Consider the following 17,145-nt stretch of genomic DNA (forward strand, 5'->3'; position numbering starts at 1 on the left):
TATGTCTCCGTCCTTTCTACAGTTTACTTAATTGCACCATCAGCAATTCCTTCAAGAATATATTTTTGAAAGAATGCATAAAAAACGATGACAGGGAGTGCTGTTAACACTAATGCAGCCAAGATTTTTGGCCAATCAGCTACATACTGTCCAAATAACATATTAATAGAAAGCATAAGTGTATAGTCATTTACGTCAGTAAGCATGATCAATGGTAATAAAAAGTCATTCCAAAGCCAAAGTATATTTAGGATTAGAATAGTTGCAGTGATTGGTTTTAATAAAGGGAAGATAATTTTCAAGAAAATCTGCAAGTCATTACAACCATCTATTTTCGCTGCTTCCTCAAGTTCGATAGGGATTGATTTCACAAATCCATGATAAAGAAACACCGCCATATTAACACCAAGCCCAATATAAATTAATCCAAGTCCGTATAGGGAACCTTGTAACCCTAGACCCTTGGCCATTTGACTTAACGTAATCATAATTGAGTGAAAAGGAACAAGCATAGATGCAATGAAAATAGTGAAAAGGAAATTACTGAGTTTCCCCGATGTTCGTGCCAACTTATAACCAGCCAGTGATCCACAAAATACAATACCAGTAAGACCAATAGTGGTAACAATCAAGGTATTGAATGCACTACCGAATAAATTTAATTCAGTAAAAACACCGATATAATTATCAAAAGAAAAGGATTTAGGTAGCGCTAATACAGAACTAAATATTTCTCCCTGTGATTTAAACGAGTTAATGATCGACATATAAATTGGAAAAAATGAAACAGCCGCAAACAACGTTAAGATTAGATTGATGGATAGCGAAGTAGCACGATTTTCTCTCATGCTTCTACCTCTTTTCGTTTTAATATACTCACTTGAATTAGAGTAATAATTAATACAACCAAGAACAAAATCATTGCCTTCGCATTGGCATATCCGAAACGGAAGTTATTAGAAAAAGCTTCCTCGTATATATTTAAAGCCATTACTTGAGTTGAAGTACCAGGCCCACCTTGTGTTAAGGCATACACAACATCAAATACTTTAAACGCACCATTCAATGTAAGGAATGAACAAATTGTTATCGCATGCATAATCATTGGTATGACAACATGTTTTAAGCGTTGGAAAACATTAGCTCCATCTATCATCGATGCTTCTTTTAGTTGTTTTGGAACCCCCTGAAGTGCTGCCATATAGATAACCATCATGTATCCAATACCTTGCCAAAGTGAAACGATAAGAATGGAGTAAAACGATACACTTGCATCTCCTATCCATGGTTGATCTAACACTGAAAAAATCGTCTTTTGTGAGAGCTCTGGAAAAACATTTGTAAAGATAAATGAAAACATTAAGGAACTAATTATCAGACTAATCATATTTGGCATAAAGAAAATTGTTCTAAAAAATCCTTTTGATTTGATTCTTGATTCTATTAATAATGCTAGAAACAAGGCAACTACATTTTGAATAACAAAAAGAAAGATCGTGTAGCGAAGAGTAAACCAAAAAGAATGTCTAAATGCTACGTCATCTTTAAAAGCTTCAATATAATTGGTAAATCCAACAAAATTATATGTTTGATTTAATCCATTCCAGTCTGTAAAACTATAAACTCCTGCGCCTATAGTAGGTATAAAGAGGAAGACCAGGTAAAAAATGAACGCAGGTAACACAAACAAAATTAAACTTAAATGACTACTTTTTGTTTTTAACTTTTTTTTTGTTGTCAATTCTTTAACCGGCACATTTATTTCTTTAACAGCCACCACTCTCACCCTCTCAATCTTTTAATCTAAATTGGTGAAAGACAGTTTTTCAGACTGTCTTTCAGAGATTTATTTGTTAACTTTGTTGTATTCCTGCCAAGAACGGTCTAAACCTTTAATCACATCTTCCCTTGTTGCATCACCGGCATAGTAACTTTGCAGTAATTTTTCAGATGCTGATTTAACAGCTGCTGGTATAACTGGATCTTGATATACTTTTCCTTCTTCTACATACTTTGCCGATTCTGCTAACCAAGGGTACGTATCAAATGTATGTACGTCAGAAATAGGATTAAATCCTAGGTTTTCATAAAAGACACTTGAATCTTGATCATCCAAAATATAGTTCACAAAATCTATTGCTACGTCTTTTACCTCACTGACTTTTGAAACAGCCAAAGAAGTAGATGTACTAACATTGATAAGTGTTGCATTTGGATCTTCATTCACCGGAAGTGGAGCAACACCAAAATTAAATTTATCATTTGTCGCTAGCATTGACTCTGCCATCCATGGTCCTTGTACCCACATTGCAGCTTCACCACTAGCAAAAGCAGCAGCTCCCTGATCTTGCCCAACCTCAAAAGGTCTGTCTGTACCATGTTCGTGAACGAGGTCTATTATTTCGAACATTCCTTTTAGGTCAGCAAATGATCCGTTACCCTCGTTCATACTATTGATAAAACCTTCGTTACTAGTACCTTCAAGTGCACCAACCGTTAGAGGAAGAAATAACTGTGGAATGTATGAATCCTTATAAGCGCGAATAAATGGTGTTATTTCTTGTTTTTCCAACTTTGATATTACCGCTTTCATTTCTGAGAGAGTCTTTGGGACCTCAATATCATTTGCTTCAAAAATATCCTTATTATAAACAAAACCCCATTGTAAAGTTTCAAGTGGAACAGCCAATACACGGTCATCTTTTGTTACTGTTGGCGCTATCGTGTCATAGAGTTTTTTTGCAAAGGGTTCATCAGATAAATCCTCAAGATAACCTGCATTATCATAGACTGGAATATCGTTTATCGCATGAATTGCGAACACATCCGGACTATCACCAGAGGCAAGTCGTGTTTTCAATAATTGATCTGCTTGATTCACACTTGGTAGTTCAAGCTTTACAGTGACAATTCTTCCCTCTTCCTCTTTTTGTTTTTCTACAAATTGGTCAATGTATGTTTCATATTGCTCCTTAAATCTTGGCTGTCCAATAAATACCTTTAATTCTACCTTTTCCCCATCCTTGGAACTACTAGGTTGAGAAGAACTGCTCTCTCCTCCAGTATTACAGCCTGCCAATAGACTTGCTAAAAGAATAGACACAACGCCAAATGTAAACGCTCTCTTCATTTTCAACTCCCCTTTCTAGCTATATCATAAATCGCTTTTCATTTTTATCATATTGATAATATTAACGCTTACATTTGGACAATATTAATCTTTCCGAATACCTCCTGGAGCTGTACCATGGTATTTTTTAAATACTCGATAAAAATAAGAGACATCTTCATAACCAATCATTTCTCCAATCGTTTTATATTGTAATGAAGTAGAAGTGATAAGCTCCTTTGCCGTTTCCATGCGAGTTGAAATAATATATTCAGTAACATTACATCCAAACTCTTTTTTAAAAATTGTTGTTAAATACTCTTTGCTAACAAAATATTTTTTGGCAACTAAATCAAGAGACATCTTCGATGAAGTGGAATTCTTATCAATATAGTCCTTAATATGACCCAAGTTAATTTTTGATTTTTGTTTATTTATTTCCTTGATTTTTGAAATGACTTGCTCTCCTATTGTTAATTGATGGTTCATTTCATCAATCATTGTTCGATTTTGCTGAAATCTTAGCAATTTTCTGTCTAGACCAATATCGGTATCTAGAACTGTATGTTCTTTCATTGTCTCTTCAAGAAGTAATAGGAATTCTTGATGCAATTGAAATGCATATGGATTATATTGATTAATCTCTTTATTTATTTTACTGAGGAATTGCTCTATACTTTCGGTAAATTGGGAAGCGTTTAATTCCTTTAAAGAAAAAGAAATTGTCCGTTGAAAAGGTTCAATCATCTCTAATTGGGGACTATGTTCACTAAATAATTGATAAACTCCTTGTTGTTGGTCCATTTTCATCTTTTCTAAACTGGCCTTTTCTAATGCATTATTCAATTCTATTTCATCCACAGGTTTAGGTAAGTACTCGATTACTCTCGATTTGATTGCTTGTCTGGTATAAACAAAATCTTGATAACCACTTAATACAATTACTAAAATATCTGGATAGTCTTTCTCAAGCGTCTCAAGCAGTCTAATTCCATCAACTCCTGGCATCTTCATATCTGTCAAAATATAATCAGGTTTAATCGTCTTTATGATCTCAATAGCCTCTTCTCCATTTGTTGATTCTATTAATTGTGAAATCTTTAATCGATCTAAATCTATTAATGCTTTCACCGTTTCTCTAGTCCAGCTTTCATCATCAACGATTAATAATTTACTCATCAGGTCTCACCCTTTTCTCTTTTCGGTATTCTGATCATGATTCTCGTATATTCGGATTCCCTGCTAAAAACATCTAGTCCATATTCGTTTCCAAAATAAAGCTTTATTCTACCATCGACATTTTTTAGACCTATGCTTCTATTTTCAGTTTTTATGTCTTGTGTCAGTTTATCCTTTAATTCAGTTAATGCTTCTTTAGAAATACCGACGCCATTATCTTCGATGACAATTTCAATTTCATTAAAGATAGATTGAATGTCAATTTTAATACACCCTTTTTCTATCATCGATTCAAAACCATGTTTGAAAGAATTTTCAATAATTGGTTGTAATGACAAAAGAGGAATAAGTGCATTATTAACTGATTCATCAACATATAAATGAATGGACACTCTATCACCAAACCTTACCTTTTGAATATATAAATAGTTTTTCAGATGACTAACTTCTTCACGAATGTAAACTAGATCTCCACGTTTATTGGTAATATAACGAAACATTAGTGCAAGACGTTGTGTCATTTTATAAATTTCTTTTGATTTTTCTTAAGAGCCATTCCCCCGACCACTTGGAGTGTATTGTAAAGAAAGTGGGGATTAATTTGTGCTTGAAGAGCAAGAAATTGAGCATCTCGATTTTCCATTTCACGCTTATAATCCTTATCAATTAGTTCCCGGATTCTTATGATCATTTCTTTAAACTTATGATGAAGGATACCAATCTCATCTGTACGTTTTGTTTCTATTAGAACATGAAAATTATTTTCTTCAACATACTCCATTGTTTTTGAGAGGGCAATGATTGGCTTTGCAACTTGATTCGAAACAATGATTGATAATATAATCGTCAAAATGATCGAAACAAATAGAATAATTGCACCTGACCTGCCAATATAGACCGCTCCAACCATCATCACTTCTTCTGGTACATACTTCACCAAGGTAATTTGTTTATCTACTATTTCTTGAAAAAAATAATAACCTCGGTCATCTTCTATATACTTATTACTTGTCCCCGCAATTTTTCTGCCAATATTTCTAGTTACCTTCTCATTTAAATGATAATTACCTGGGTTGAATAAGAGCTTCCCTCCAGAATTAAGCAACAAAACGTATTCTCCCTCGTTACTCTGTAAGTTTTCAGCTATATGATTCATAAATGAAAAATTAGTCTGGATTTTTAATTGACCAACCAGTTTTTGATCTTCAAATCGATAAATATTACGTGCAAAGGAAAAACTGTCATTAACCGAATCCACATCAAAAATTGCATTTTTATTTTCTACCTTTTTCGGTGATTGTAGATAATTACTTACATAAAAGTCATTGTTTTCAACTAGATATAATTGGTGATCTTCATATGAAATTAGAGAAACTGACATAACATGGTCATTTCGATTATATAATTCAAAAAGTTTATCTGTAATGTATGATTGCGTATTAAACGCATTAGAAGAGTTGACATTATCATTAGTGGTAATACTTGGTACCAGTTTTTCATCTACAAGAGCTGTAAATAAAAAGTCTTCATACATATCCATCTGTTCTTCAATATAACTACTTGAAAGCTCCATTCTTGAAAGATTTGAACTAATCTCAGAGGATTCAACTGCACCTCTTGAAATATTGGTTGAAATTAACATAAATATGATCAGTGGGACCATCATTACTAAGAGAAGAGTCCCAATTAACTTACGTTGAATGCTTTCGAGAATATACTTATTAAAGTAATGTTTTATTGTACTTACAAGTTGCAATATTTCATCCTCCCTTGAGCAAAATCATGTTAAATACTTGTACCAAATAAACCAACTTACAAACTCCTACTATGTCTCCATTATCGGGTTCTTTATTTTTTATTAATCTACTCTATAATTCTATCATCTCTCTTAATTAGTAAACCGATTGCTTGAACCGTTTATTTTTTGAAGAATTATAGATAAGCCATTAATAATTTGTTTATTTATTTTCAGCCCAGAAACTAAAAGTTGGTCTCTTCTAGACCGATATTACTACTGAGATATATTTTTATAGAATAAATGGAGGTAGGACATGAATTCTTTAGACGAGTTAAAGATATTAGATATAAAAAACAAAAATAAGCTTATGCTTATTATTTACTTGGCTTCAACTATTTTAGGTATATTAGGTATGCTGACACAACAATCAAATGTTATTTATCTATTCCTATTGGAAATAATCCTTTTCCCAATTGTTTATTTCTATACAATAAAAACAGAAAAGGTTCACTTATTCCCTTATATTTTTGTAATCGGAATAAACATTTTAAATATGGTTGCTATTGTTATCGATGGTGGAAATTTATCTAATATGATGACGGTGTTCTTCTTTGCAATTTTTGCGATCATTCCATTTAATAAAATAATTTATGGGATTGGTTATATTTTTGGATTCCTTACACTATTCGTCAACAATTTATTTTTAACAGCACAATATTCTTACCTAAGTGAGGAACTAATCACTGTTTTATCTATTTATCTGTTATCTGGTATTTTGTTATATGTACTAGTCTATTTAAACCAAAAGCAGTTTGATAAACTACAAATATTTGTTGAAAGCGCCGAAAAAGAAGCTATCGATAAAGCACAACAAAAAGTTCAACTTGAAAAAGAAATTTCAACTATTGTAGATAGTCTTCATAAAGCTAATGAAAAGGTTCAATATAGCGTCAATTCACAAGATGAAATGCGAATTGCAATAGCTGAAGTTTCAGCAGGTAGTCAAGTTCAAAACGAACAAATTTCTACGATCGCAGAAAATGCTCATGGAAATTTACTTGTAATTAATAAGATGAATCAGACAACAAGCGATCTGATTAATGATTCTGTAACCTTCAGCACGATTACCGTTGAAGGAAAAGAAAAGGTTAAGCATCTTTCAAATGAGATGGATCAGCTTCAAAACATTGTTGCCAATCTTAGTGATAACTTTGCAATATTAACAAAAAAAATCGAAGAAACAAATTTATTCGCTAACAATATTCATCAAATTACTGAACAGACAAACCTGTTGGCACTAAATGCCTCTATTGAAGCTGCACGAGCAGGTGAAGCAGGTAAAGGTTTTTCTGTGGTAGCACAGGAAATAAGAAATTTAGCTGAACTAACAAAAGAAACAACAATTAAAATATCTGAGAATTTAAAGGAAGTAAACGAAACAAACGAATTGGCACAAAAGAATATGGAATTTAGTGGGCTTAGCTTAAATCAAAGTGTTGAAGCTACAAAAATTGTTGACGAAAGGTTCAACCAACTTGATAGTATGCTAAAAAAAATAAATTCTCAGTTTAAACAATTTGAAGAACTTTCTAGTGAAGTAGGAACAAACAGTGAAAGTGTCGAAACAGCAACTAATGAGTTCGCAGCTATCATTGAGGAAGCTTCTGCAAGCCTGCAACAGGTTAGTGCATCAATTGAAAGCCTTGCGGAAGACAATAAATCCATCGCTTCACTTATGAAGGATACTGCTTCAAGTGCAGAATATATTAAGAAGAGTTTTCAATAATAAGTAATACCTTTTGCTGACTCAATCTTTAGGAATATTCCCCTTAAATTCAATAATAGACTAACGTTTAATTATTGGTTAGGTGGGAGTAAGATTCTTGAGTCAGCCTTTTACACATTTGGCTTAAAACAAAAACAAGAAAATATCAAGGTTATTGATAGAAAGCTACGTTCTGATGCATATTTGAAAAATTTTCTCTAAAGGAAATTTTGGTAGGGGTGGGGTGAAAGAAAGGATAGGTTGTTCCAGATAACACTTTTACCTATTTAATAACTCAGGGTTTATAAGAGGTCTTTTTTAAAAATTGAAACGATTGTTGTAGATTACTGATGTTAATTAGAGAGGTGGGCTACATTCTCCATCTCCATGGTATGGCTTCGTCCATATTTTTGTTTATCTATCCATACGTTTTCGTTATAAACATTCTTACTTTTTGTTGACTTTAGAGTCATAAAGCAATCAAGTTTAGCTTGATCGCTCGATGGCTCCTCTTCTATTGCCTATCACCCCATCAAAAGAAGGGAGAATGAAGTCATTCGTACGGATAAAAGACTATTCATCCGTTCCACACCAGTCAACAATTGTTAACGCAATAATCTCAGCCACTTTAAAAACATTTTCAATATCAATATATTCATTTGGAAAATGTGCCTTTTCTGTTACACCAGGTCCAAATACGATAGTTGGTGTTCTTCCAATACTTGTTAACAGACCGCCGTCTGTCCCCCACGGTGAGGCTTCAATAACCGGATGATCACCAATTACTTCTTGATAGTTTCTGGTTAAAGTCTTTATGAGCTTATGTTCAATGTCAATTGCACCCGGTACCCATCTTGCCCCAAACCACTCAAGCGTAGCGGGCTGGAGTTCAAACCAATCATCGCTTCTTTTTAATTGACGAATCCAGTTCTCCATTTCATTTTTTGCTTCTTCTATTGTTTCATCAGGTGAGACACCCATTCGGCCTTCCATTTTTACAAGATCTGGTACAGATGAAGGCCAATCACCACCCTCTATTTTGCCAATATTAATTGGAATCGGAATAGGTATATTATGATAGAGTGGATCGGTAATCCGGTCATTTCTGTTTTTTTCTAGTTCACGAATATGATCAACAACGAAGAGTGCCTTCTCAATCGCACTAACACCCTCATACCTAGTGCCACCATGTGCTGAACGCCCTTTGATCTGAATTCTAAACCATAATGAGCCTTGTTGTTTCGGAAAAAACTTCATATTTGTGGGTTCAGGAATAATCGCTGCATCCGCCTTGTAGCCTCGTAATATAGCAGCAAGTGTCCCCAAGCCTCCGCTTTCCTCCTCAATAACACTTTGAAAGATTACATCTCCTTTTAATGGAATTCCCAGTGCCCGAAGAGCAGATAAAGCTAATAGCAAAGAAACATTCCCGCCTTTCATATCAGTCGCTCCACGACCAAACACCCTACCATCAATCACCTCGCCACTATATGGGTCATTCTCCCACTGCTGCCTATCGCCTTCAGGTACAACATCTATATGGCCATTTAAAATAAGAGAACGTCCTTCTCCTGTTCCTTTTAAAAGCCCAACAACATTCGGGCTCCCTTTAAATTCATTCCTAGTTGAAGAAAAATAAGGATGTTTTCTTAATTCTGTCCCATCAGGTTCCCATACATCAACCCGCAAACCTATCTTTTTTAATGTTTCAATTACAATCAACTGGACTGGCTGTTCATTTCCTTGGACACTGTTCGCCTGCACTAACTTTTGTAAAAGCTGGACACCATGTTCTTTATTCAAATTAAGCCATTGGTTGATCTGAGTTTGAAGCATTTTCCCTTTTATGCTCAAGCTAATCCCCCCATAAAGAATCCTTACCTTAGTTTATCGTTTCTAGGTTTTCAGAAATTTTTAAGGTTGCCTTAGTTTTGAGTATGACCTCTTCAGCTGTAAAAGGTGCCATCACTTCTTGCAATATCAATCCCTGTTCAGATACTTCTATTACAGCCATATCTGTAATGATCAAACTAACACACTCTTTAGCAGTTAAAGGCAAGCTGCATGTTTTTAAAACTTTCGGTTCCCCATTTTTATTACAATGGTTCATTAACACAATCACTCTTTTTGCTTTCATTGCCAGTTCCATTGCACCACCAATACCTGGCACTCTTTTTCCTGGAACAATCCAATTAGCTAAATCTCCCTTTTCACTCACTTCTAAACCACCAAGAATCGTAACATCCAAATAACCGGCACGTATCATTCCAAATGCTGTTGCACTATCAAAATAGGAGGCCCCAGGAACAATGGTTACAGGAAGGCCCCCAGCATTACAGAGTGTTGGATCCTCCGCTCCTTTTCTCGGTGATTTCCCCATACCCAAAATGCCATTTTCAGCATGAAACATGACATGTTTATCATTTGGTATGTGATTGGGTACGAGCGAAGGAATACCTATTCCTAAATTCACAATCATGCCATCAGTGATTTCCTTTGCTGCACGTATCGCAATCCGATTTCTTAGATCTACTCCCATGCCCATTTCCAATCAACCCCTTTACTTGGAATAACAAGGTCCACGTAGATTCCTGGAGTTACAACCATTTCAGGGTTAAGTTCACCTAATTCAACAATTTCTTCGGCTTCTACAATCGTATATTTTCCTGCCATTGCCACTAATGGATTGGTATTACGTGCACTTGTTTCGAAGATTAGGTTGCCAAATACATCTGCCTTTTTTGCGTAGACAATGGAAACATCTGAGGTCAACGCAGTTTCTATCAAATAATCATTTCCATTGACTGTTACTTTTTGCTTTTCAGCCTCTACCATACTATCAAGGCCTATATCTGTTAAAATACCACCGAGTCCAACTCCCCCTGCACGAATTCTTTCTGCTAATGTTCCCTGTGGTGAAAACTCTACTCTTAATTTCCCTTCCATCATTAATTTACCAGCGACAGGATTTGAGCCAATATGGGAGACTACTATTTTTTTGGCCCTTCCGAGACTAACAAGTTTACCAATCCCAATATTAGGAAATCCTGTATCATTACCAATTAGCGTTAAATTCTTCACCCCTTTTTCAAGCATCCCATTGATTAATGTTGGCGGATTGCCTACACCTCCGAATCCTCCAAACATAATTGAACTGCCATCGTGAATGTGTGAGACCGCTTCTTCAATGCTTCCTACCTTATTGATTCTTTTTGTGGGAGGTTTTTTCGTCACAGGATTTTCCTCCTTAAGATCTTATTTCACTTTGAACATCCGCCAATGTCTTTTTTAAAATAGCTACTAATTGATCAATCTCTGATGTTGTGATCACAAATGGTGGTGAAATGATCACTGCATCTCCATTCACTCCCTCTATGCCTGCGGATGCTGGATAGACAAGTAATCCATTTTCCCTTGCTTTTCTGACAATTTTGTTTGTTACTGACAGGTTTTGGCTAAATGGAACTTTTGAAATTTTATCTGCAACAAATTCGATACCAATTAAAAGACCTTTTCCTCTTACATCACCAATCATCTCAAATTCCACAGCCAACTCTTCTAGTCTTTTCATTAAATAGATACCTTTTTCTTTTACCTTTGGGACTAAATGATGATTTTCAATATAGTCAAGTACCGCTAAAGCTATTGCAGCCGATTGTGGATTTGCACTATAAGTATGGCCACTCATGATTGATCCGGATCCTTGTAATATTGGTTCCATCACTTTATCACTCGCAAGTGTAGCTGCGATAGAGGTATAACCTGCACTCATTCCCTTTCCAAGAGAGATAATATCCGGTTTCACTCCCCAATGATCCATTCCAAACATTTCCCCTGTTCGCCCAATACCTGTCATCACCTCATCGGCGATAAATAAAATATTATATCGTTCACATATGTCTGAAATTTGTTGATAGTAACCGATTGGCGGGACAATGATGCCGCCAGCTGCACCTACTATTGGTTCAGAAATAAACGCCGCAATATGCTCAGCTCCAACTCGCTTAATAGCTGTTTCCAAATCACTCGCGCAAAACAACTGGCATTGTGGATATGTTTTATTGAAAGAACATCGATAACAATATGGTGCAGCAACACTAGGAAAATCTTCTAGCAATGGAGTAAATCGTTCACGTCGCTTAACATGACCTGACATTGATAATGCGCCTAATGTTATACCGTGATAGCTAACCCATCGTGATAGAACCTTTTGTTTGCGATACTCACCCTGCTCCTGCCAATGTTGAATAGCAATCTTCATGGCTGTTTCTGTTGCCTCTGAACCACTATTAACGAAAAAAGACCAATAGTTCTCCTCTGCATTGACTAGCTGATTTAATTTTTGAGCCAGCATTTCCGCTGGCTCTGAGGTAAATTGAGAACGATACACAAACGATATTTTATTCGCCTGTTCATTCATGGCATGAATGATGTCAGGGACTCGATGACCGAGGCTTGCTGTAACAGCACCCGATGAACCATCTATATATTTTTTTCCAGTATTATCATATAAATAAATTCCATCCCCATGGGTTACTGTCGGATACAATTCATTCATGATCGGTTTAATCAATAACGATTGTTTCAAGATAATCCCCTCTTTCTATTGCACACTAATCGGAATCCGAAGTCCCTCGAGGTCTTTTTTCGTAAAACAATTCGTTACTCTTTGAATTCCCCCTAGAATTTAAAGTAGTTCCGCTTAAGAAGTTTCGGCTGGGCCATGAGTTCTTGGTACTCTATTTCCTTATTAATTTTTTTGGTATCAATTAATAAAAGCTGATCCTCTAGTGCTTCTATCGTTACTTCTGTTTGATATTCCATTCCACAAGAAGTACACTTCATTCCTGGCGTACCGTGTATTTCAATTGCTCTCGAACCATCAGGAAGCTCCCAAAAAACTGTACAGGTGATTTCTTCTGCTACTGAATCTTCACACCATTCACATTTCATATCATTTAACCTCCAAATCGGTTAGTTCTGGTCTTTGTTATCCTTCTTTAACTGTGCTTGGTATTTTTTCTCTTTCAGCTCATCTCGTTTATCCCGCTTATCTTTCAAAGAAGAATAAGTTGGACTTTGTTGAAAACTTTTCCTCCGGTCATGGCGTTCCAATGAATTGGGAACGAGGTTAAACTGTTCTTCATTTAACAAGGATGTGATTCCAGTCTTCGATGGTTTAGCATCATGGTCTTGATACACTTCATTAAAATAATCATCTGCACGATCAGCAACATAGTTTTCAGGCTCTGGGTAAGTGGTTATGACTCCCTCGAAATTCCGCAATACAGTCTTTGTTGGACTTTGAGAAATGAGATAGTTGGGCTGTAGGGTTATTTTCCCTCCCCCACCTGGTGCATCTACAACGAAGGTTGGTACTGCATAACCACTTGTATGACCTCTTAATCCTTCAATTATTTCTAATCCTTTAGATATTGGTGCTCTAAAATGACCAATCCCTTCAGAAAGGTCGCACTGATAAATATAGTAAGGTCGAACACGAATTTTCACTAAATCATGCATTAATTTTTTCATAATTCCTACACTGTCGTTAATTCCTGCTAAAATAACTGCTTGGTTGCCAACAGGCACTCCAGCATTTACAAGCATTTCACAAGCAAGTTTGGATTCTTCTGTGATTTCAATTGACGTATTGAAATGAGTGTTAAGCCACACAGGATGGTATTTTTTTAGTATCGTACAGAGATTTTCAGTAATTCGTTGCGGAAAAACCACAGGGGCTCTTGTTCCAATTCGGATAATTTCTACATGAGGTATTTCACGTAAATTCTTTAAAATATATTCAAGAATCGTATCATTAATTAACAGGCCATCTCCTCCTGAAAGAAGAACATCTCGAACTTCTGGTGTATTTCGGATATAGTCAATTGCACCATCTAACTGTTTCTTCGGTACACCCATACCAATCTGCCCTGAAAAACGTCTACGTGTACAATATCGGCAATACATTGAGCATTGGTTTGTAACTAGAAATAACACTCGATCTGGATAACGATGTGTCAATCCAGCAACAGGTGAGTCTTCATCCTCTTCAAGCGGATCTTCCAGGTCATATTTTGTTTTGTTGATTTCTTCACCAATTGGTACTGATTGCATTCGAATTGGACATCTGACATCTGTTGGATTCATTAAAGCAGCATAATATGGAGTAATATTTAACGGAATTGTCTTCGTGGAGATCCGAACCCCTTCTTCTTCTTCTGGTGTTAAAACGATGACCTTTTTTAAATCATCAAGGGTCCGAATAGTATTTGTTAGTTGCCAAATCCAATTATTCCATTTCTCTTCCGGAACTTCCTTCCATAGTTCAATGTCCTTCCAGTGACGATCAGGCTTATACAAATCATCAAACATGCTAAATTCCCCCTTAATTGGCTCTTCATCTTTATAGAAGCAAGTTGTGTGCCAACTTAAGAACTACCATGAGGTATAAAGGAAAAGGAGGACAGATGACTATGCCTTTAGCTGATATACTAACTCTTTAAGTAGTTGATCCGACTAAGAAATTCAAAGTGAATTTTTCGATACCTATTAAAATTAAGGGATGGATATTAACTTAGACAGAAAAATTTTGAAAGGATTGAAGTGACACGATAATTGCCAACTATCGAGCATGTGCCATTGGTGAGAGTGCTGAAAATCAGGCATAGTGCCTAAAAGTTAGCTTTGTTAGTGGTATTAGGAAGATAAATCTTTCACCCATACATTCATATCCTCTAATTTATCAAAAATATAACAGTTATTTATCAATCTGCCATTATACTGATATCCTAGCTGATAAAATGCTTTATTCATCCCGAAGGAGAGTCCTCGTGCAATAGAAAAGACAGAAAAGATCCTCTTATTCTTTAGGTCAGATTCAAGTTGCATAAGTAAATGTTTCATCAATCCATATTTCCGATGCTCTGGTAATGTCGCACAATCAGTTAGTTCTGCATGGTGAAGTGTTTGATTGATATCTGCCGAAGCAGCACTAATCAGCTGTTTTTCACATTCAACGATATAGAAAACAACTCCTTTTCCGATCATTTCCTTTACATATTCTGTGTTATTCATAGGTGTTGGATAAATTTCAAATACCTTGCCATATAGCTCAGAAAGCTTTTGTGCATCTTTTGAGGTAGCTTTACGAATCTGATATTGATTAGAGGTCAGTGCATCTTCTATGTTTTGATTAGTAGTAAAAATCGTTTGGAGAATTGAATCCTGTTGGATCCAAAATTCACTCGTTTTCCGTTGATTATTTTTATAATAGGCCATTATATAATTATCCGTACCATTAAAATAACCTTTGATGATCGCTTCTAACACAAACCCTTTTGATAGTAACTGGTGCCAATGCTCTGGTCGTGTATAAAAAATGATCTTCGTGATCGAGTGTTTCTCCACCATTCGATCAATCTCATTACAAATCAATGTCATATTTCCCCGGTAATTATCAATACGAAGTCTCTCATTAAAAATATCAATATATACTTCTAGAAAATAATTAGTCGTTTTTATCTGTTTCGTTACATTCTTTGCTTTCACATACATTCTCCTTTCCCAGATTATTTTCCGATTTGAACCCTATACTTTTTCATCTTATATTGAAGTGTTTGTCTGGGAATTTCTAGGATTGAAGCTGCTTTTTGAACATTACCTTTTGAGGCATCTAACGCTTGATAAATTAGTTTTTTTTCTGTTTGTTCAATAGTGATCCTTAGAGGTTTTAAGTTCACCATAACTGTGCGGATTTCTTTCACTAAAGATGGAAGATGATCAAGTGTAATCGTATCGCCATCTGTCATATTCATCGCGTATTCAATGACATGATCTAATTCACGAATATTCCCAGGCCAGTGATGATTTTCAAGCTGAGAAGATACTCTTTCGTCCAGATTGATGACTAATTTATTTAATTGATAATTGTATTTTTTAATGAAAAAGCTAGTTAATAGATTTATATCTCCCTCTCGTTCACGTAATGGCGGGATTTCGATAAAAAAAACATTTAAACGATAATATAAGTCCTCCCGTAAAAGCCTCTTTTTGAGACAATCAAATGGATGCTCATTCATTGCTACGATCACTCTAACATCAACTACATATGAATCAGTACCTCCTACTCTACGAATCACACCATCTTCTAGCACACGTAATAATTTGGTTTGAAAATCGAATGGCATAGTGTGGATTTCATCAAGGAATAAGGTCCCACCATGTGCTAGCTCAAATAAACCCGGTCGGTCAACTGATCCAGTAAAACTGCCCTTTTTTGTCCCAAATAATATGCTTTCCAATAAAGATTCTGGTAAAGAAGAACAATTCTGTGCAATAAATGGTCCATTTTTGCGCATAGACGAATTATGAATAGATTGAACAACTAACTCCTTTCCAGTTCCTGTTTCTCCATAAACCATAACTGGGGAAGAACTTTCTGCGGCTCTCTTTGCAAGTTTTATGACATTTTCCATTTCTTCACACCTGCTAATAAGATGATTCCAATTGTATTTAGCCCCTGAGATTACTTTGGGATTCGTTGTCTTCCTAGTTACTTTTTCTTGAAGATCATGGAGTTTTTGCGCTAATTGCTTAACCTTTGATAAATCCTTTGCTATTTCAACTGCCCCAATCATTTTTTCGCCAACAAGTATAGGAAGTGTTGTATTAACCGTATCAATTAACTGACCTTTACTATTTTTATACGTTTGAGCTAGTTGATAAATAGGTTTTTTCGTTTCAATCACTTTTAAGAGTGTACTTGTTTGTTTAGTTAAAGATGGGAAAACATTGAGGACATGCTTTCCTAATACTTCCTCTATCTCAACTCCATCATGCTTTGCAGCGACCATATTATAAAATATAGTGATGCCCTCAGAATTAACGACATGAATTGCTTCATCAATGCTACCTAATATGGCTTCAAGCATTTGCTTAGTCTCAAAAGACTCTAAAAACATCACAAATCACCTCAATTAATACTAAATGTGGGAACCTTTTATCAATATTCAATAACAAAGGAAGTTGGCGGTGCCAATTTTTCTATCCTTATATATATTGTTATTACATTTTGGTAGGATCTATTCACTGATTATTAATCCTAATAGCTGTCTAAACTAGGGTTAATATGTATAGAATATATAGTGTATTGGAATCCTCGCTTTTATTTTAAAAGAAAAGAACATCGTACATTTTAAAAAAGATTTTAACTTTTTTAATCTTTTTTTAAAAAATATTTGCTTTTCCAAAATTTATCTGTTATTCTTAAGAAGAATTATTTTTGTTCGGTATGTAAGGAAAGAATAAGTGTTTAAACTTTTCGCCTTTGATATCTAATTGAGCAACTATAGT

Annotated in this window: 14 protein-coding genes and 1 pseudogene; 1 reads left to right on the plus strand and 14 read right to left on the minus strand. The window is 35.2% G+C overall.

Translation table 11 applies throughout. The annotated features are described in order from the left end of the window. Nucleotides 1–23: 23 nt before the first annotated feature. From AC6CHR_RS16710 to AC6CHR_RS16735, 6 genes and pseudogenes are all read right to left on the minus strand, one after another. Nucleotides 24–848 (minus strand): carbohydrate ABC transporter permease, encoded by an 825-nt coding sequence (locus AC6CHR_RS16710; RefSeq protein ID WP_498250135.1) that lies wholly within the window; start codon nucleotides 846–848, stop codon nucleotides 24–26. Beyond that, entirely contained in the window at nucleotides 845–1,777 is a 933-nt protein-coding gene (locus tag AC6CHR_RS16715) for a carbohydrate ABC transporter permease (protein ID WP_498250136.1), read from the minus strand. Before AC6CHR_RS16715 ends, AC6CHR_RS16710 begins: the two co-directional genes overlap by 4 nt. Before the next feature lie 69 nt (nucleotides 1,778–1,846). Next, nucleotides 1,847–3,130, minus strand: a complete 1,284-nt coding sequence (locus tag AC6CHR_RS16720; protein WP_498250137.1) for an ABC transporter substrate-binding protein — start codon at nucleotides 3,128–3,130, stop codon at nucleotides 1,847–1,849. Between the two features lie 84 nt (nucleotides 3,131–3,214). Further along, on the minus strand, nucleotides 3,215–4,288 hold the full coding sequence (locus AC6CHR_RS16725; RefSeq protein ID WP_498250138.1) for a response regulator: 1,074 nt from the start codon (nucleotides 4,286–4,288) through the stop codon (nucleotides 3,215–3,217). Next, nucleotides 4,288–4,680 carry a sensor histidine kinase gene (locus AC6CHR_RS16730; RefSeq protein WP_498250226.1) on the minus strand — a complete coding sequence of 131 codons (393 nt, stop codon included), beginning with the start codon at nucleotides 4,678–4,680 and terminating at the stop codon, nucleotides 4,288–4,290. The genes AC6CHR_RS16725 and AC6CHR_RS16730 overlap by 1 nt, the downstream gene beginning before the upstream one ends. Before the next feature lie 57 nt (nucleotides 4,681–4,737). Beyond that, nucleotides 4,738–5,954 (minus strand): annotated as a pseudogene (locus tag AC6CHR_RS16735) (sensor histidine kinase); the annotation flags it as partial. A 385-nt stretch (nucleotides 5,955–6,339) separates the two neighbouring features. On the opposite strand from AC6CHR_RS16735, the gene AC6CHR_RS16740 reads away from it, so the two are divergent. Then, complete coding sequence (locus AC6CHR_RS16740) at nucleotides 6,340–7,812, plus strand: methyl-accepting chemotaxis protein (protein ID WP_498250139.1); 1,473 nt, start codon at nucleotides 6,340–6,342, stop codon at nucleotides 7,810–7,812. 552 nt (nucleotides 7,813–8,364) lie between these two features. On the opposite strand, the gene AC6CHR_RS16745 is transcribed toward AC6CHR_RS16740, so the two are convergent. The 8 genes from AC6CHR_RS16745 to AC6CHR_RS16780 form a co-directional block, all read right to left on the minus strand. Then, on the minus strand, nucleotides 8,365–9,627 hold the full coding sequence (locus AC6CHR_RS16745) for a peptidase (RefSeq protein ID WP_498250227.1): 1,263 nt from the start codon (nucleotides 9,625–9,627) through the stop codon (nucleotides 8,365–8,367). A 46-nt stretch (nucleotides 9,628–9,673) separates the two neighbouring features. Next, nucleotides 9,674–10,336: a 3-oxoacid CoA-transferase subunit B gene (locus tag AC6CHR_RS16750; RefSeq protein ID WP_498250140.1), complete on the minus strand. Its 663-nt coding sequence runs from the start codon at nucleotides 10,334–10,336 to the stop codon at nucleotides 9,674–9,676. Next, nucleotides 10,321–11,025 (minus strand): CoA transferase subunit A, encoded by a 705-nt coding sequence (locus AC6CHR_RS16755; protein WP_498250141.1) that lies wholly within the window; start codon nucleotides 11,023–11,025, stop codon nucleotides 10,321–10,323. The genes AC6CHR_RS16750 and AC6CHR_RS16755 overlap by 16 nt, the downstream gene beginning before the upstream one ends. A gap of 13 nt (nucleotides 11,026–11,038) precedes the next feature. Further along, nucleotides 11,039–12,379, minus strand: a complete 1,341-nt coding sequence (locus AC6CHR_RS16760; protein WP_498250142.1) for an aspartate aminotransferase family protein — start codon at nucleotides 12,377–12,379, stop codon at nucleotides 11,039–11,041. A gap of 92 nt (nucleotides 12,380–12,471) precedes the next feature. Next, nucleotides 12,472–12,744, minus strand: a complete 273-nt coding sequence (locus AC6CHR_RS16765; protein WP_498250143.1) for a YokU family protein — start codon at nucleotides 12,742–12,744, stop codon at nucleotides 12,472–12,474. A gap of 21 nt (nucleotides 12,745–12,765) precedes the next feature. Further along, nucleotides 12,766–14,166, minus strand: coding sequence for a lysine 2,3-aminomutase (gene kamA / locus AC6CHR_RS16770; protein ID WP_498250144.1), 1,401 nt, complete (start codon nucleotides 14,164–14,166; stop codon nucleotides 12,766–12,768). Between the two features lie 324 nt (nucleotides 14,167–14,490). Next, nucleotides 14,491–15,342 (minus strand): putative beta-lysine N-acetyltransferase, encoded by an 852-nt coding sequence (gene ablB, locus AC6CHR_RS16775; protein WP_498250145.1) that lies wholly within the window; start codon nucleotides 15,340–15,342, stop codon nucleotides 14,491–14,493. Nucleotides 15,343–15,362: 20 nt separating this feature from the next. Beyond that, nucleotides 15,363–16,754, minus strand: coding sequence for a sigma-54 interaction domain-containing protein (locus AC6CHR_RS16780; RefSeq protein ID WP_498250146.1), 1,392 nt, complete (start codon nucleotides 16,752–16,754; stop codon nucleotides 15,363–15,365). Between the last annotated feature and the right edge of the window lie 391 nt (nucleotides 16,755–17,145).

It is taken from the genome of Metabacillus sp. GQ13 (assembly GCF_059758525.1).